The organism is Streptomyces sp. NPDC127092 (assembly GCF_042722475.1).
GTDB lineage: Bacteria > Actinomycetota > Actinomycetes > Streptomycetales > Streptomycetaceae > Streptomyces.
Genome location: NZ_JBHXFE010000009.1, coordinates 138768 through 153884 on the forward strand (window position 1 = coordinate 138768; position 15117 = coordinate 153884).

The 15117-nt window shown below is 71.8% G+C and carries 14 protein-coding genes and 1 other RNA gene; 3 read left to right on the forward strand and 12 right to left on the reverse strand.

Annotated features, from left to right (window positions below; translation table 11 throughout):
• The first annotated feature begins 131 nt into the window (after nucleotides 1-131).
• Nucleotides 132-980, forward strand: coding sequence for a helix-turn-helix domain-containing protein (locus ACFWJO_RS10520; protein WP_386864316.1), 849 nt, complete (start codon nucleotides 132-134; stop codon nucleotides 978-980).
• On the opposite strand, the gene ACFWJO_RS10525 is transcribed toward ACFWJO_RS10520, so the two are convergent.
• The 5 genes from ACFWJO_RS10525 to ACFWJO_RS10545 form a co-directional block, all read right to left on the reverse strand.
• Nucleotides 977-1507 (reverse strand): GNAT family N-acetyltransferase, encoded by a 531-nt coding sequence (locus tag ACFWJO_RS10525; RefSeq protein WP_386864317.1) that lies wholly within the window; start codon nucleotides 1505-1507, stop codon nucleotides 977-979. The two genes, ACFWJO_RS10520 and ACFWJO_RS10525, sit on opposite strands and share 4 nt — an antisense overlap.
• A gap of 220 nt (nucleotides 1508-1727) precedes the next feature.
• Nucleotides 1728-2885: a uroporphyrinogen-III synthase gene (locus ACFWJO_RS10530; RefSeq protein ID WP_386864318.1), complete on the reverse strand. Its 1158-nt coding sequence runs from the start codon at nucleotides 2883-2885 to the stop codon at nucleotides 1728-1730.
• Between the two features lie 143 nt (nucleotides 2886-3028).
• On the reverse strand, nucleotides 3029-4246 hold the full coding sequence (locus tag ACFWJO_RS10535) for an RNA-guided endonuclease InsQ/TnpB family protein (RefSeq protein WP_386864319.1): 1218 nt from the start codon (nucleotides 4244-4246) through the stop codon (nucleotides 3029-3031).
• 242 nt (nucleotides 4247-4488) lie between these two features.
• Nucleotides 4489-5844: a nitrate/nitrite transporter gene (locus ACFWJO_RS10540; protein ID WP_386864320.1), complete on the reverse strand. Its 1356-nt coding sequence runs from the start codon at nucleotides 5842-5844 to the stop codon at nucleotides 4489-4491.
• A 105-nt stretch (nucleotides 5845-5949) separates the two neighbouring features.
• The gene (locus ACFWJO_RS10545; protein ID WP_386864321.1) at nucleotides 5950-6945 is read right to left on the reverse strand and encodes a LysR family transcriptional regulator; all 996 of its coding nucleotides are present in this window, start codon (nucleotides 6943-6945) and stop codon (nucleotides 5950-5952) included.
• Between the two features lie 84 nt (nucleotides 6946-7029).
• Between ACFWJO_RS10545 and ACFWJO_RS10550 the strand changes: the two genes are divergently transcribed.
• The gene (locus ACFWJO_RS10550; protein WP_386864322.1) at nucleotides 7030-8298 is read left to right on the forward strand and encodes an MFS transporter; all 1269 of its coding nucleotides are present in this window, start codon (nucleotides 7030-7032) and stop codon (nucleotides 8296-8298) included.
• 72 nt (nucleotides 8299-8370) lie between these two features.
• Here the strand turns inward: ACFWJO_RS10550 and ACFWJO_RS10555 are convergent, their stop codons facing one another.
• From ACFWJO_RS10555 to ftsE, 6 genes are all read right to left on the reverse strand, one after another.
• Nucleotides 8371-9450 carry a hypothetical protein gene (locus ACFWJO_RS10555; protein ID WP_386864323.1) on the reverse strand — a complete coding sequence of 360 codons (1080 nt, stop codon included), beginning with the start codon at nucleotides 9448-9450 and terminating at the stop codon, nucleotides 8371-8373.
• 131 nt (nucleotides 9451-9581) lie between these two features.
• Nucleotides 9582-9950: a transfer-messenger RNA gene (ssrA, locus tag ACFWJO_RS10560) on the reverse strand.
• Between the two features lie 121 nt (nucleotides 9951-10071).
• On the reverse strand, nucleotides 10072-10623 hold the full coding sequence (gene smpB / locus ACFWJO_RS10565; protein ID WP_386864324.1) for an SsrA-binding protein SmpB: 552 nt from the start codon (nucleotides 10621-10623) through the stop codon (nucleotides 10072-10074).
• 18 nt (nucleotides 10624-10641) lie between these two features.
• Complete coding sequence (locus ACFWJO_RS10570; RefSeq protein ID WP_386864325.1) at nucleotides 10642-11883, reverse strand: S41 family peptidase; 1242 nt, start codon at nucleotides 11881-11883, stop codon at nucleotides 10642-10644.
• Nucleotides 11884-11962: 79 nt separating this feature from the next.
• On the reverse strand, nucleotides 11963-12880 hold the full coding sequence (ftsX, locus tag ACFWJO_RS10575; RefSeq protein WP_384408902.1) for a permease-like cell division protein FtsX: 918 nt from the start codon (nucleotides 12878-12880) through the stop codon (nucleotides 11963-11965).
• 22 nt (nucleotides 12881-12902) lie between these two features.
• On the reverse strand, nucleotides 12903-13592 hold the full coding sequence (gene ftsE, locus ACFWJO_RS10580; protein ID WP_345487862.1) for a cell division ATP-binding protein FtsE: 690 nt from the start codon (nucleotides 13590-13592) through the stop codon (nucleotides 12903-12905).
• A 224-nt stretch (nucleotides 13593-13816) separates the two neighbouring features.
• Between ftsE and ACFWJO_RS10585 the strand changes: the two genes are divergently transcribed.
• Nucleotides 13817-14002 carry a hypothetical protein gene (locus ACFWJO_RS10585; RefSeq protein ID WP_128983759.1) on the forward strand — a complete coding sequence of 62 codons (186 nt, stop codon included), beginning with the start codon at nucleotides 13817-13819 and terminating at the stop codon, nucleotides 14000-14002.
• Between the two features lie 113 nt (nucleotides 14003-14115).
• On the opposite strand, the gene ACFWJO_RS10590 is transcribed toward ACFWJO_RS10585, so the two are convergent.
• Nucleotides 14116-14967 (reverse strand): hypothetical protein, encoded by an 852-nt coding sequence (locus ACFWJO_RS10590; protein ID WP_386864326.1) that lies wholly within the window; start codon nucleotides 14965-14967, stop codon nucleotides 14116-14118.
• Between the last annotated feature and the right edge of the window lie 150 nt (nucleotides 14968-15117).

The window sequence follows — 15117 nt, forward strand, 5'->3', positions numbered from 1 at the left end:
TGGTGTCCTCGCAGGTCAGTGCGGTCCGGCGGGACCGCGGCGCGAGGCACCCACAGCATGAATGTTGAACTGTCTATTATCTACGGGTCGTTTTTCCTACAAATTCGCATACGGACAATTCGGGAGGCCAGGTGAACAGGACGGCACTACGGGCACTGCTCAAGGAGCGCCGTGAGCTCATCGCCCCCGAAACGCACGGCCTCTCCCGGCCCACCGGCCGCGGCCGGCGTGCCCGTGGCCTGTCCCAGCAGCAGGTGGACGAGCTGACCTGCCGCGCGGTCGACACGTACAACCGCCTGGAGACCGGCCGCTACCCGAACCCGCCCGCCGACTACCTGCGGCAGGTCGGCCGCCTCTTCCGCCTCAACGAGCAGGAGTGGGTCTCCCTCTGCCGGTACGCGGGCATCGGCGACCCGCCCGGCCCGCTCAACCCCTCCTCCGGGCTCGAGGTCCCCGGCGCCTGGCAGGAGGCCGTCGACGGCATCGGGCACATGGCGTACGTCACCGACGCCTCCTGGAACCTGCTGGCCCACAACCGGCACTTCGCCGAGATGTACCCGGGCGGCCGGGCCCCCGCGAACACCATCCGCTGGATGCTCCTGGACGAGAGCGCGCGGGAGGACACCCTCGTCGACTGGCACACCGTGTGGGCCCCGCTGATCCTGCCCCAACTGCGCGCCGCGCTCGCCGCGCGCCCCGAGGACGAGACCCTGCGGGCGATCGAGCGGGAGGTGCGCGCCGAGCCCTTCCTCGGCCCGCTCTGGGAGGCGGGCGGCTTCCACATCTCCCCCGACGGCGACGAACGCCCGCTGCGCCACGCCCTCCTGGGCCCCGGCCACGTCACGATCTGCGCCGCCCAGCCGCTCACCGCCCCGGGCGCCCGCCTGATCATCATGATCTTCCGCCCCGGCCTCCAGAAGTCCCACGTCCGCGCCCCGGTGCTGCGGGCCGCGACCAGGCCCCCGGAGGGCTCCCGCTAGCCGGCCGGCGGCGGGTCGTCGTGCAGGATCCGCTGGAAGAGACGGTGCTCGCGCCAGGCGCCGGCGATGTGGAGGTAGTCCGGAGCCGTCCCGATCCGCGTGAAGCCGCACTTGGCGAGGACGCGCTGCGAGGCGTGGTTGTCGAGGAGCGTGCTCGCCTCGATCCGGTGGAGGCCGAGCTCCTCGCGCGCGGCGCGGCAGACCTCCTCCGTCAGGCCGGTGGCCACGCCCCGGCCCGTGTACTCGCCGTCCACCCAGTAGCCGAGCGAGGCGCTGCGGAACGGTCCCAGGACGATCCCGGACAGCGTCGCGGACCCGACGATCCGCTCCCCGTCCACGGCGAACCAGCGCCGCCCGCCGTCGCCGAGCCGGGCCGCCTGGGCCTCGGGCGTGTAGTACGCCTCCGCCCGTTCCGGCTCGAAGGGGCGCATGTGGTCCCGGTTGCGGAGCAGGGCGGCGGCGAGCGCGGCGGCGTCGGTGGCGGATCCGGGATCCGCGGGTCTGATCCTGATCATGCTCGTGGTCATCCGCGTACGGTAGACGCCCACGCCCGCCGACGCCCGCCCACGCCCCCAGCCTCCGCCCCCGCCCTCCGCCCACGCCTCCAGACCACGCCTCCAGCCTCAGCCGGCGCCCCCAGCCTCCGCCCGCGCCCCCGGCCTCCGGCCGCGCCTCCCGCGCCTCGAACGTCCGCCCGCACCCGCCAAGCAGGCCCTGAGACCCGTCCCCGTCCCCGCCCGGCAGCCCCTAAGCCCCGCCCCCGTCCCCGTACTTCGTGTCCACCGCCGGGTCGAGCGCCAGCCGGTAGCCACGCTTCACCACCGTCTGGATCAGCTTGGGCGTGCCGAGCGCGGTGCGCAGCCGGGCCATCGCCGTCTCCACGGCGTGCTCGTCCCGGCCCGCGCCGGGCAGCGCCCGCAGCAGCTCGGGGCGGCCGACCACCCAGCCGGGGCGGCGGGCGAGCAGCCCGAGGAGGGCCATCCCGGCGGGCGGCACCGGGCGCAGCGCGCCGTCGACGAGGACGGCGTGGCCGCGGATCTCGACGTGGTGGCCCGCCACCGGCAGGACCCGGGCCCGGGCGGGCAGTTCCGTGCAGAGCAGCTGGACGAGCGGGCCGAGCCGGAAGCGTTCCGGCTGGTGGGTGTCGATGTCCAGGCCCTGGAGCGGCAGGGCGGTCACCGGGCCCACGCACACGGCGAGCACGTCGTGCCGCAGGGCCGTCACCAGCTCGTCGAGCAGCCCGCGTTCGCGTGCGCGGTCGATGAGCGAGGCGGCGGCCGGGGCGCTGGTGAAGGTCACCGCGTCCAGGGCGCGGCCGACGGTCGCGTCGAGCAGCCGGTCCAGCGGGCCGATGTCCTCGGGCGGCATCCAGCGGTAGACGGGTACGGGCACGACCTCCGCGCCGCCGGCGACCAGCGCCTCGACGAAGCCGGGCAGCGGCTCGCCGTGCAGCTGGAGCGCGATCCGCCGGCCGGCGACGCCCTCGCCGAGCAGCCGGTCGAGGACCTCGGCCATCGACTCGGACGAGGGCGACCAGGACTCGGTGAGCCCGGCCGCCCGGACGGCGCCCTTCACCTTGGGGCCGCGGGCGAGGAGTTCGACGCCGCGCAGCCGGTCGAGGAGCTGTTCGCCGTGCCCCCACCCGTCGGCCGCCTCGACCCAGCCGCGGAAGCCGATCGCCGTGGTGGCGACGACGACGTCCGGGGCGTGGTCGATGAGGTCCTTGGTGGCGGCGAGGAGTTCGGTGTCGTCGGCGAGCGGCACGATCCGCAGCGCCGGACCGTGCACCACGCCCGCGCCCCGGCGGCGCAGCAGCGCGATCAGCTCGTCGGCGCGCCGTGCCGCCGTGACCCCGACGGTGAAACCCGCCAGCGGACCGTGGCCCTGTTCCTGCCGCTCGTCCATGTCGTCGCCCCTGTCGTACTCGTCCCTGTCGGCCGAGACTGCCGGGGTCGCGTGTCGGTCTCGGTTCACCATTATTTCCTGGTCGTTACGGCCGTGCGGGGCCACTTTGAATCCTCCCCTTCCACGGGAAGGGGATTTCTGGCTCAGGCCGCCTCCTGGAGCAGCGCTCCAGAAGGTCTTCCACCATCAGCACCAGCCGGGATGAGACCAGCCCGGACAAGCATCACACGGGCGGAGTTCTTGTCCCTTGGGGACGAGGTTCCGCAAGCGGTGCACGTGTAGGTGCGCATCCCCAGCGGCAGTGCGTGCTTGGCTCTCGCTCCGCAGTGCGCGCAGTCCATCGTGGTGTGCGCGGGGTGTACGAGGCGGATGTCCCGCCCGTGCTTGCGGCCCATCCCGATCAGGGCCTGCTTGGTGGCGCCGATGGCGGCGTCAGCGGCCTTCTTGGCCATGGTGGTCTTGGCGAGGAACTTCGGGCGGAAGTCCTCCACCGCGATCACGTCGTGGTCCGCCACGACCCTCTTGGCCCACTTTCGGCCGGTGTCCTCCCGCTGCCGGGCCGTCTTCTTGTACGCCCTGGCCCGCAGACGCTTCGCCTCGCGATAGCCCTTCGACGCTGCGTACCCCTTCTTCGGCCTGCGGCGGGCCATCATCCGGTCGTACCGAGTGAGCCTCACCTGGGCCTTCCTGCCGTGCTCGGCATGCGGCAGGTCGTGCGCATCGGACGTTGTGGTGGCGGTCTCCCTCACGCCCCAGTCGACGCCGAGTACGCGGCCCGTCTCCGGCAGCGGTCGGACCCGATCGGGGACGACGAATGAGCCGTACCAGTGCCCGAGACTGTCCTGGTACACGCGTACCGAGGACGGTTCGGCCGGCAACTTCCGCGACCACACGACCGTCATGACGATTCCCCCGGCCAGGTGTAGACGGTCCTCCGTCAACCGAAAGCCCCGCCGGGTGTAATTGAGCGTCGGCAGCGCTTCGCGCTTGGTCTTCCACCTGGGCATCCCGGACCGGCGCGCCACAGGCAGACGGTCCGTGATGTCCTTCTGAGCCTTTGCGCGGGACCTGCCGAAGTCGCGGATGATCTGCTGCTGGCACACCGACGAGCCCTCACGCAGCCACGGCGTACGGGCACGGGCCTCCGTCAACAGCCGGTCGAGCTGCGCCGGGCCGCACGTGACCTTCTCGCCAGTGGCCTTGCTATGCAGATGGTTGGCCCGGGACTTGGCGACACACTCGTTCCACAGCCATCGGCACCGGTCCCACTCCGCCACCAGAGCAGCGCGAGCACCAGACGACACACGCAGCCGATACGTGTACCGGGCATGCCCAGCCTCCCCAGTCGCCCCCACCTGCACCGTCCCTCTCCTGGTCCCCGGTCCGGCGTGCAACGCCCTCCCACACCCCTGAAGCACCATATGTACGACCACCGCACATATGCGCCCCAATCCTGCGACCCTCACCCCAACACGTGAATTACCGAACGCAAGTTCACATCTCCTCGAAATGCCGACACCCCGGCACGGGTGCTCCGCGTCGGGGACACCGTGATGCCCCGGCATGATCGCCGGGGCATCTTCGACAGACATGAACCAGTGACTCACACCTCGGCGGGTGCGCGGTCCGGCTCCACACCGGCGGCCGTGTCCGGTACGGGCGCCACGGCGGCGGGCCGGCGAAGGTATACCGCCCAGGTGACGGCCATGCACGCCGCGTAGAAGAGCAGGAAGGCGACGAAGGCGGCGGTGCCGGAGCCGACGGTGAGGAACGACTGGCGGAAGGCGAGGTTGATGCCGAGGCCGCCGAGCGCCCCGACGGCGCCGATGAGGCCCATGGAGGCGCCGGAGAGCCGCCGCCCGTACGCCTCCGCCGCCTCGCCCGTGAGGCCCTTGCGGTGGCCCTGGGTGAGGAAGATCGCCGGGATCATCTTGTACGTGGAGCCGTTGCCGAGGCCGCTGAGCGCGAAGAGCCCGATGAAGCCGATCAGGAAGACCGTGAGGGACTCGACGACGGAGGCGTAGAGGACGATTCCGGCGGCGACGGCCATCGCCGCGAAGGTGAGGAGGGTGATCCGGGCGCCGCCGTGCCTGTCGGCGAGCGCGCCGCCGACGGGCCGGACGAGCGAGCCGAGCAGCGGGCCGATGAAGGTGAGGGAGGCGGCCTGGAGCGGGGTGCGGCCGAACTGGGTCTGGAGGACCAGGCCGAACGCGAAGCTGTAGCCGATGAAGGAGCCGAAGGTGCCGATGTAGAGGAAGGCCATGATCCAGGTGTGCCGGGCCTTGACGGCCTCCCGCACCGCGCCGGTGTCGTTCTTGACCGGCGCCAGGTTGTCCATGAAGAGGGCGGCGCACAGGGCGGCGACGGCGATCAGCGGCAGGTAGACGCCGAGCACGATCCTCGGGTGCATGGCGCCGGCGGTGCCGATGACGAGGAGGCCGACGAGCTGGACGACCGGCACGCCGATGTTGCCACCGCCCGCGTTGAGGCCGAGCGCCCAGCCCTTCTTCCGCAGCGGGAAGAAGGCGTTGATGTTGGTCATCGAGGAGGCGAAGTTGCCGCCGCCGACGCCGGTGAGGGCGGCGACGAGCAGGAGGGTGCCGTACGAGGTGCCCGGCTCCATCACCGCGAACGCGAGCCCGGTCGGCAGCAGGAGCAGCAGGGCGCTGATCACCGTCCAGTTGCGGCCGCCGAAGCGGGCGACGGCGAAGGTGTACGGGACGCGGATGAAGGCGCCGACGAGGGTGGCGGTCGCGATGAGGAAGAACTTGCCCGCCGGGTCGACGCCGTACTGCGGTCCCATGAAGAGCACCATGACGGACCACAGGCTCCAGATGGAGAAGCCGATGTGCTCGGCGAGCACCGAGAACCACAGGTTCCGGCGGGCGATCCGCTCGCCCTGCTCACGCCAGAAGGTCTCGTCCTCCGGCTCCCAGCGTTCGATCCACCGACCGCCCATCCCGCACCTCCGCTGTGTCCGCTGTGTCGTCTGCCTGTACGGCCGACGCTAGGAAGCGCGCGTTTCAGGGCGGTGGCGGGAAGTGACGGGTGCGGAACCTTGCTCTCACCCGGAGCGCGGGCGCGCTGTGAGCGCCCCTGGGGTGCTCCCGAGGATCTCGCCCTCCGGCAGCCAGGAACCGGCCGGGCGGGCGTGCCGGCCCTCGCGGAGGGTGAGCTCGGCGGCGGCCCGGCGCAGGGCGTCGATTCCGGGGTGCCGCAGGCCCTTGCGCCACACCAGGCTCACGGGTGACAGGGGCACGGGGTCGACGAGGGGACGCAGGACGCTGCCGGGCATGGGCGGGAAGCCGACCACGGCGAGGACCGGGGTCGGGGCCTTGGCCATGATCCGGCGGAACTCCTCCTTGCCGACGGCGAGCGGCGCGGGTGCGGCGACGCGGATGCCCCGCCCGGCGAAGAGGAGCTCGGCGAAGCCGGTCCACTCGGGCGTACGGTCGTTGCCGGCGCCCGCGTAGACGTCACGGCCGGCGAGCGCGTCCAGCGGCACCTCGGGCAGTCCGGCCAGCGGGTCGCCCTCGGGCAGCAGGACGGCCATCGGCTCGTACCCGACGAACTGCGCCTCCAGACCGGCCCGGAGAGCCGGCGCGAGCCCGCCGTACCGGCCGAAGGAGGCGTCGAGCCGACCGGCGAGGATCTCGCGCGCGGCGCCGGTGAGGCCGCTCTCGTAGCGGGCCATCAGCTCGATGTCGGGGGCGAGTTCGCGGGCGCGGTGGAGGACCCGCTCGTGTCCGAGGCCCGCGCTGTTGAGGTCGACGAGCAGCGGGCGCGGTGCGCCGCGGAAGGCCTCGGTGAGTTCGTCGTACGCGGCGAGGACCCGGCGCGCGTACGGCAGGAGCCGTTCGCCGTCGGGGGTGAGCGCGACCTGGCGGGTGGTGCGCACGAACAGCTCGGCGCCCAGCGCGCGTTCGAGCCGGCGGATGTCCCGGCTGAGGGCCTGCTGGGCGACGAGGAGCCGGCCGGCGGCGCGGGTGAAGTGGAGGTCCTCGGCGACGGCGAGGAAGGCGCGCAGGAGGCGGGGGTCGAGGTCGTCCGGTCGGGTCACCGCCGCACATTAACAACGGAGGTGAGTCAATGGCCACGGAATAGGTGTTGGACCGCCAGGGTCATGCCAACGGAGCCTTGACCCATGCCGCCATCCGACCTGACGCTGACGCCCGCGGGCCCCGCCCTGGCGCCCCGCTACGCGGAACGCGCCGCTCCCACCAGCCCCTACCTCCGCCTCTTCGCCCTCCCCGGCACCCGCGCCTTCACCGCCGGCAACCTGATCGCCCGGCTGCCCGCGGGCATGTTCGGCGTCAGCGCCGTCGTGATGATCGCCGGGGTCTACGGCTCCTACGCCCTGGCCGGGGCCGTCAGCGCCGCCGGCCTGGTCGCGGGCGCCCTCACCGCGCCCTGGATCGCCCGGCTGGTCGACCGGCACGGCCAGGCCAGGGTCGCGGTCCCCGCCACGGCCTGGGCCGTCCTCGGACAGCTGGTGCTGCTGCTGTGCGCCCACGCCCGGGCGCCCGCGTGGACGCTGTTCGCCGCCGCCGTGCTCGGCGCCACCGCGCCCAACACGGGCGGCATGGCGCGGGCCCGCTGGGCGCATCTGCTCAGGGCCGACCCGGGCGCCCTGCACACCGCGAACGCCTTCGAACAGGCCGCCGACGAGCTGTGCTTCATGCTCGGGCCCGTCCTGGCCGCATTCCTCTGCTCGGCGCTCTTCCCGGAGGCGGGCACGCTCGTCGCCGCGCTCCTCTTCCTCTCCGGAATGCTGTTCTTCGCCGCCCAGCGGGCCACCGAACCGCCGGTCGCCCCGCGGACCACGGCCGGTTCCCCGCTGCGGGCCCCGGGCATGCCCGCCCTGCTCGCGGTCTTCCTCGCCACCGGCGCGGTCTTCGGCGCGATGGAGGTGGTCACCCTCGCGCACGTGAACGGTCCCGTCGCGGGCCCGGTGCTCGCCCTCCAGGCCGCCGGCTCCGCCGCGGCCGGCCTGCTCTACGGCCGGGTCCGCCGCACGGCCCCGCTGGCCGCCTGCCTCGCCGCGATGACCGCCCTGATGGCCCTCCCGCTCCTCGCCGCCGCCGGCGGCTCGCTCCTCGCCCTCGCGGCCGCCCTGCTCGCGGCGGGCATGTCGATCGCCCCGACGATGCTCACGGGCATGGCCCTGATCCAGCGGCTCACCCCGCCGGACCGCCTCAACGAGGGCATGACGCTCGCGGTCACCGCCCTGCTCGGCGGCATCGCGACCGGCTCGGCCACGGGCGGCTGGCTCGCGGAACACGCACCCTCGACGACGTACGGCTACGCGATCCCGACGACCGCGGCGGCCGTGGCACTCGCGCTGTGCCTGACCACCATCGGTACCGGGAACCGGTACACCGGCTGGTCTACCGGGCCGACGAGAAGGAAGTGAAGATCCTCCAGGCGCGCCACCGCTACTCCGGCTGACCGGCCCCGGCCGCCGTGGCGGCCGGGGCCGCGCCGATCAGCTCTGCCGCAGCGGTCCCATCGGGGTCTGGACCCCGAAGGCCGTGGCGCCCGCGCCGACGCTGTCCTCGCAGCCGTCCGGCTCCTGGGTGCCGAGGCCGCGCGTGGAGGGCTTCTCCGCCGCCCAGAACATGTAGCCGAGCAGGCCGGCCGTCGTTCCGGCCCCGTTCGGGGCCGCGTTCCTGACCCAGTCCGCCGTCGCCCGCTGCAGCGAGTTCGCGTAGTCGGTGCACTCGGGCAGCGGGCTGCGCCCGTACGCGATGTAGAGGCCCGCGGTGAACTTGGCGGGCGCGAGCGGGGCGACCGGCGGGGAGTACTGCGCCTTGCCGTCGAGGTGCTCCTGCCAGTTGGCGATGTGCGAAGCCGCCGACGTGGGCCGGGCGGTGACCATGGCGTTGGCGTAGTCGAGCACCGGCCGGTCGGTGCGCAGCCAGTCGGCGGTGGCCTTGCGGTTGATGTCGATCAGCCAGCGGTCGCCCGCCGCGGTGTCGATGGTCAGCCGCGCGGCCGGGTTCGCGCCGGAGGCGTCGTACGGGTGGACGGCGCGGTAGGCGTCGATGAAGGCCTGCAGCCCGGCCAGGTTCGGGGAGGTGTTCTGCTCGTAGTCGATCTCGATGCCGACGCCGAGGTCGGCGGCGACGGCGGCCGCGTTGCGGCCGAGGCCGGCGGGGTCCTCGGCGAGGGCGGCGTCCCACTCGTCGGTGTAGGTGATGCCGCCGATGGAGAGCATTACGCGGATCCCGTGCGAGGTGAAGTACTGCACGATCTCGCGGCTCATGCCGACGGGCACGCCGTTCGCGGTGCCCGCGTCCGTGGTGCGGTGCAGCAGTTTCAGCGGCTCGACGAAGCTCAGCACGACCAGGTTGACGGAGGGCCGCCCGTCGCCGCGGTCGATCATCCAGTGGTTCCTGGCGTCGAACTCGGCGACGGTACGGGGAGTGGCCCAGGTGCAGTAGTCGTCACCGCAGTGCCAGGCGCCGTAGATCTGCACGGGCGCGGCCGCGGTCGCGGCCGGGGCGGCGGGGACGAAGAGGGCGAGGAGCATGAGCAGGACCGCGAGGAGTCCCTTGTGGCGCATACGTACCTCCGGGGATGCCGTGGCATGGGGGGCGGCGACCGCAGGGTGTCAGGTCCAGACCAATCCCACAAGGGGGCATGACAAAGGCCCGGCGGTCGCGTGCGACCACCGGGCCTTTGCCCACATGGGATGAGTGGAGATGGCGGGAATCGAACCCGCGTCCAACGGTGCGGAACCAGGGCTTCTCCGTGTGCAGTCTGGTACGAGTTTCTCGGCCCTCCGGATCACCCAGACAAGTCCGGAACGGGCTCAGTCACTGTGTGATTTCCCTCTTCACCCCGTGACCGGGATCAAGGTTTAGTTCCCTAGCTGATGCCAGGATCCGGGTCGGGAACAGCCCCGGGCTGACACTTCGCGAGTCGCTACTTAGGCAGCGAGGGCGAAGGAATCGCGCTTGGTGTTGGCGATTATTGGTTTCGGCGCGTGGTTAACGAGATCATTGCCGCTTCCTCGACACGCTTCCCCTGCTTCGACATCCGCTGTCGAAACCGATCATCCCCATGTTGATTTTTCAATGCCCGCACCCTTACGGGTGCCTGCACCCTCTGTGGGGTGCGTGGCCCATCGTACGTGACCAACACGAGCGGTTGCCAGCGTATTCCCGGCGGCCGCCCGGCCGGGTCAGCCGCGCAGGGCCGCCTGGGCCGCCCGCTGCCGGCGCCGGGCCGCCGCGATGGCACGGCTCGCCTCGCGGGTGTCCTGCTTCTCCTTCAGCGTCTGGCGCTTGTCGTACTCCTTCTTGCCCTTGGCGAGCGCGATCTCGCACTTCACCCGGCCGCCCAGGAAGTACAGCGACAGGGGCACGATCGTGTGACCCGTCTCCGAGGACTTCTGCTCCAGCTTGTCGATCTCGGCGCGGTGCAGCAGCAGCTTGCGCTTCCGCTTCGCCGAGTGGTTGGTCCAGCTGCCCTGGGAGTACTCCGGGACGTGGATGTTGTGCAGCCAGGCCTCACCGCCGTCGATCTGGACGAAGCCGTCGACGAGCGACGCCCGGCCCATCCGCAGCGACTTCACCTCGGTGCCCATGAGCACCAGACCGCACTCGTAGGTGTCGAGGATGTGGTAGTCGTGCCGCGCCTTCTTGTTCTGCGCGATGAGCTTGCGCTCAGGCCCCTTGTCCTGGCTCTTCTTTTTCGCAGGCTTGCCCTGCACGTTGACGAGTCCCTTAGCCATAGTGCGGTCATTTTCGCACTACGAGCCCCCTCCGAGGCCACTCAATACCGTGCGGGCCCGCTCCTGCGCCCGGTCGCCGCCCCCGCCGCCGCCCTCGTCACCGGCGACGAGGTCCGGGATGATGCCCTGGCCGTCCACCGCGTGCCCGGAGGGCGTGCGGTAGTGGCCGACGGTGAGCTCGGCCACCGAGCCGTCGGGCAGGGTGCTCGGCATCTGCACCGAGCCCTTCCCGAAGGTGCGGGAGCCGACCGTCACGGCCCGGCCGCGGTCCTTGAGGGCGCCGGTCAGCAGCTCGGCCGCGCTCATGGTGCCGCCGTCGATCAGCGCCACCAGGGGCCGGGTGGTGTCGCCGCCGCGCTCCGCGTACACCGCGTGCTGCCGGCCGTCGACGTCGTACGTGGCGACCAGACCGCCGTCCAGGAAGGCGGAGGCGGCCGTCCGGGCCTCGGCGAGCAGTCCGCCGGAGTTGCCGCGCAGGTCGAGCAGGACGCCGGCGCGGGCCGGTGCGGAGCGCACGGCCTCCCGTACCCGCTCCCCCGTGCCCTTGGTGAAGGCGGTGACCCGGATCAGCACCGTGCGGTCGTCGAGCCGCCGGACCGTGACCGGGTCCACGGCGAGCCGGGCCCGGCGCAGCGACCGGGTCCAGGCGTCCCCGCCGCGCTGGACGCCGAGGGCGACCGTGGAGCCGGGAACGCCGTCGCCGCGCAGCAGCGAGACGATCTCGGAGACGGAGAGCGCGTCGACCGGGCGGCCGTCCACGGCGGTGATCCGGTCGCCGGGCCGCAGCCCGGCCCGCTCGGCCGGTCCGCCGGGCGTGACCCGGCTGATCTCGACCCGGTCCCGCGCGGCCCGGCGGGCGGAGAGCCCCACTCCGGTGTACGAGCCGCCGAGGGCCTGCTCGAACTCGGCGTACTCCTGCTTGTCGTAGACCGCGCCCCAGCGGTCGCCGCTGCGGCTGACGAAGTCCTCGGCGGCCTTCTTGCCGGACTTGCCGTCGGCCATCGCCTCGGCGGCGGCCCGGGCGAGCGCGGCGCGGTCGACGGTGTCCCGGCTCGCGGCGTCACGGCCGGCGGCATCGCGGCCGGCGACGTCGCCGGTCGCCGCCGAGGCGGGCACGGGCTCGTGGGCCTGCTCCCCGCGGGGCAGCGCGCCGGTGGCGGCGGCCGTGCCGAGCACGCCCGCGAAGACCAGCGTCAAAGCGGCCCCACGGAGGACTCCGCGGGGCCTTCGACAGAACTCGGGGCCGGCGCCGGCACGCATGGCGCCCACTCTAGGACAAGCACATGGCGCCGTACGGTGGTTGGCCGTACGACGCCATGTGCTCACGAGGAGTGAACTGTCACACCTTCAGGTACTTGCGCAGCGCGACGAAGGCGGCGAGCGCCGGCATCAGCAGACCGATCGCGAGGACGAGCGGCAGCTTGGCGAAGACGGCGTCCCAGCCGATGAAGTTCACCAGCTGCATCTTCTCGGCGAGCGCGATGCCGTGGTCGATGAGGAAGTAGCGGCCGACGAGGAGCATCACACAGGCCACGGCGCCGCCGAGGAGACCCGCGAAGGCGGCCTCCATGATGAACGGCATCTGGATGTAGAAGTTGGTCGCGCCGACCAGGCGCATGATGCCGGTCTCCCGGCGCCGGCTGAAGGCCGAGACGCGCACCGTGTTGACGATCAGCATCAGCGCGATGACCAGCATGAGGCCCATGACGCCGAGTGCGGCGATGTTCATGCCGTTCATCAGGTCGAAGAGGTTCTGCAGGATGTTGCGCTGGTCCTGGACGGACTCGACGCCGTCCCGCCCGGCGAAGGCGGTCGCGACCACCTTGTACTTCTCCGGGTCCTTGAGCTTGACCCGGAACGACTCCTGCATCTGGTCCGGCGTGACGACGGACGCGATGGCCGTGTCGCCGTACTGCTCCTTGTAGTGCTTGTAGGCCTCGTCGGCGGACTCGTGGTGGACCGTCTCGACGATGTCCATCTTCTTCAGATCGGCCTCGATCTGCTCGGCCTGCTCCTTGGTGACCGCACCCTTGGCGCACTTGGCCGAGGTGGCGCCGTCGCTCTTGTTGCAGAGGAAGATGGAGACGTTGACCTTGTCGTACCAGTAGTCCTTCATCGTGCTGACCTGCTCGCGCATGAGCAGGGCACCGCCGAACAGGGCCAGCGACAGGGCCACGGACACGATGACGGCGAAGGTCATCGTCAGATTGCGCCGGAGACCGACCCCGATCTCCGAGAGCACGAACTGAGCGCGCATGGTGTGACTTTCCCCTGTCCGCTCAGTGCTGGTAGCCGTAGACGCCGCGCGCCTGGTCGCGGACGAGGCGGCCCTTCTCGAGCTCGATCACGCGCTTGCGCATCTGGTCGACGATGTTCTGGTCGTGGGTCGCCATGACGACGGTGGTCCCTGTCCTGTTGATGCGGTCGAGCAGCTTCATGATGCCGACCGAGGTCTGCGGGTCGAGGTTGCCGGTGGGCTCGTCCGCGATCAGCAGCATCGGCCGGTTGACGAAGGCCCGGGCGATGGCGACGCGCTGCTGCTCACCGCCGGAGAGCTCGCCCGGCATGCGGTCCTCCTTGCCGCCGAGGCCGACCAGGTCGAGCACCTGGGGCACGGCCTTGCGGATCTCGCCGCGCGGCTTGCCGATGACCTCCTGCGCGAAGGCCACGTTCTCGGCGACCGTCTTGTTGGGCAGCAGTCGGAAGTCCTGGAAGACCGTCCCGAGCTGGCGGCGCATGTGCGGCACCTTCCAGTTGGACAGCCGGGCGAGGTCCTTGCCCAGGACGTGGACCTGTCCGTGGCTGGCGCGCTCCTCGCGCAGGATCAGCCGCAGGAAGGTCGACTTTCCGGAGCCGGAGGAACCGACGAGGAAGACGAACTCCCCCTTCTCGATCTCCAGGGAGACATCCCGGAGCGCGGGGCGGTTCTGCTTCGGATAGGACTTGGAGACGTTGTCGAATCGGATCACGGATGCACCACGGTCGGCCGGGAGTAGGTGTGCGTGACCATACGCGAGTCGGGATGGCCCGTGCAGTCGCGGTCCGGGCTTGCGTGCTTTATCCTTTTCGTCCTTCCGCTCGCACTCCCACGGGGCGCGCCGAAAAGCTCGGGAGCTGGCACAGTGGTAAAGGGAACGCTCGGATCGTGCCGGGCGTTGTCCTGATACGGACCCCTGCGGGAGGAGGAGAGCGCATGACCTATGACCGGCTGGTGTGCGCCAACTGCGCGGCCCCCGTCGCGGAGGGCCGCTGCCCCGTCTGCCGCGCGAACCGCGAGCGACTGCCCCAGCCCGCGGGCCTGACCCCGGCGATGCTGCTGACCCTGGTGATCGCCCTGGTGGCGGCGATGGCCCTGCTGGCGGTCGTACAGGGCGCATAGGAGCGGAGAGGGGCGCGTAGGGGCCCCTGAAAGGCGTAGAGAAAGGGCCGGAGGTGCGGGAAGCACCTCCGGCCCTTTCGCGCACGCAGCGCGCGCCTCAGGCCCTAACGGCCTCAGGCGGCGGTCCGCCCGCCGACGAGGCGCGGCAGGAAGCGGAAGCCGACGCCACCGGCGATCATGGTGGCGGCGCCGATGATCAGGAACGAGGTCTCGGCGGCGCCGGTCTCGGCCAGCTCCTCCTTGGCCTTGCCCTGCTCGACGGGCTGCGAGCCGGCGTTGTTGGTGCCCGGGTTGTTGTCGGCGCACTCGGCACCGTCGAGGTCGACGGTGCAGGTGCCGGCGCCACCGTCGGTGGAGGAACCACCGGTGGTGGAGGAACCGCCGTCGGTGGAGGACCCACCGCTGGTGGAGGAACCGCCGTTGCTGCCACCCGTGGTCGTGGAACCGCCGGTGTTGCCACCGCTGGTGGTGCCACCGGTCGTGCTGGAACCGCCCGTGGTGGTGGTGCCACCCGACGTCGTGGTGCCGCCGGTGGTGGTGGTGCCACCGGTGGTGGTGCCACCCGTGGTGGTGCCCGCGTCGGTACCACCGCTGGTGGTGCCGCCCGTCGTCGTGGTGCCACCCGACGTCGTGGTGCCACCGGTGGTGGTGGTGCCACCCGTGGTGGTGCCCGCGTCGGTACCACCAGCGGTGGTACCACCCGTCGTCGTCGTGCCACCCGTGGTCGTCGTGCCACCCGTGGACGTGGAACCGGCGTCGACGCCGCCGGGGCCCGTGCCACCGTTCGCGGCGCCGCCGTCCTCGTTGATGCCGAGGCCCGCGTCGACGCCCTGGTTCGTCACCGTGATGTCGGCCTCGACGCCGCCCACGGCCTGAGCGGCACCCGCGACGGTCAGCGACGCGCCGGCCGCGATCACGGCACCGGCAGCTATCCGCGCGACGCGGACCCGCGTCTTCTTGGTCATCTGGCTGCTACCCCCAGTAGCTGAAATCGTCTGTAGAGCCGCGCGCGGGGCTCCGGACACAGGGGGTGTCACACGTACTGGACCCGCCCCCGTTCGCACGCGCCCCAGAAACACGCATGCCGCATGCCACCCTTCCGAGTTTCCGATGGC

Excerpts from the sequence above, each read along its gene's own strand:
- ACFWJO_RS10540 (WP_386864320.1), bottom strand. The coding sequence starts at position 5,844 with ATGGGCGGTCGGTGGATCGAACGCTGGGAGCCGGAGGACGAGACCTTC.
- ACFWJO_RS10585 (WP_128983759.1), top strand. The coding sequence starts at position 13,817 with ATGACCTATGACCGGCTGGTGTGCGCCAACTGCGCGGCCCCCGTCGCG.
- ACFWJO_RS10525 (WP_386864317.1), bottom strand. The coding sequence starts at position 1,507 with ATGACCACGAGCATGATCAGGATCAGACCCGCGGATCCCGGATCCGCC.
- ACFWJO_RS10555 (WP_386864323.1), bottom strand. The coding sequence starts at position 9,450 with ATGCGCCACAAGGGACTCCTCGCGGTCCTGCTCATGCTCCTCGCCCTC.
- ACFWJO_RS10570 (WP_386864325.1), bottom strand. The coding sequence starts at position 11,883 with ATGCGTGCCGGCGCCGGCCCCGAGTTCTGTCGAAGGCCCCGCGGAGTC.
- ACFWJO_RS10550 (WP_386864322.1), top strand. The coding sequence starts at position 7,030 with ATGCCGCCATCCGACCTGACGCTGACGCCCGCGGGCCCCGCCCTGGCG.
- ACFWJO_RS10590 (WP_386864326.1), bottom strand. The coding sequence starts at position 14,967 with ATGACCAAGAAGACGCGGGTCCGCGTCGCGCGGATAGCTGCCGGTGCC.
- ftsX (WP_384408902.1), bottom strand. The coding sequence starts at position 12,880 with ATGCGCGCTCAGTTCGTGCTCTCGGAGATCGGGGTCGGTCTCCGGCGC.
- ACFWJO_RS10530 (WP_386864318.1), bottom strand. The coding sequence starts at position 2,885 with ATGGACGAGCGGCAGGAACAGGGCCACGGTCCGCTGGCGGGTTTCACC.
- smpB (WP_386864324.1), bottom strand. The coding sequence starts at position 10,623 with ATGGCTAAGGGACTCGTCAACGTGCAGGGCAAGCCTGCGAAAAAGAAG.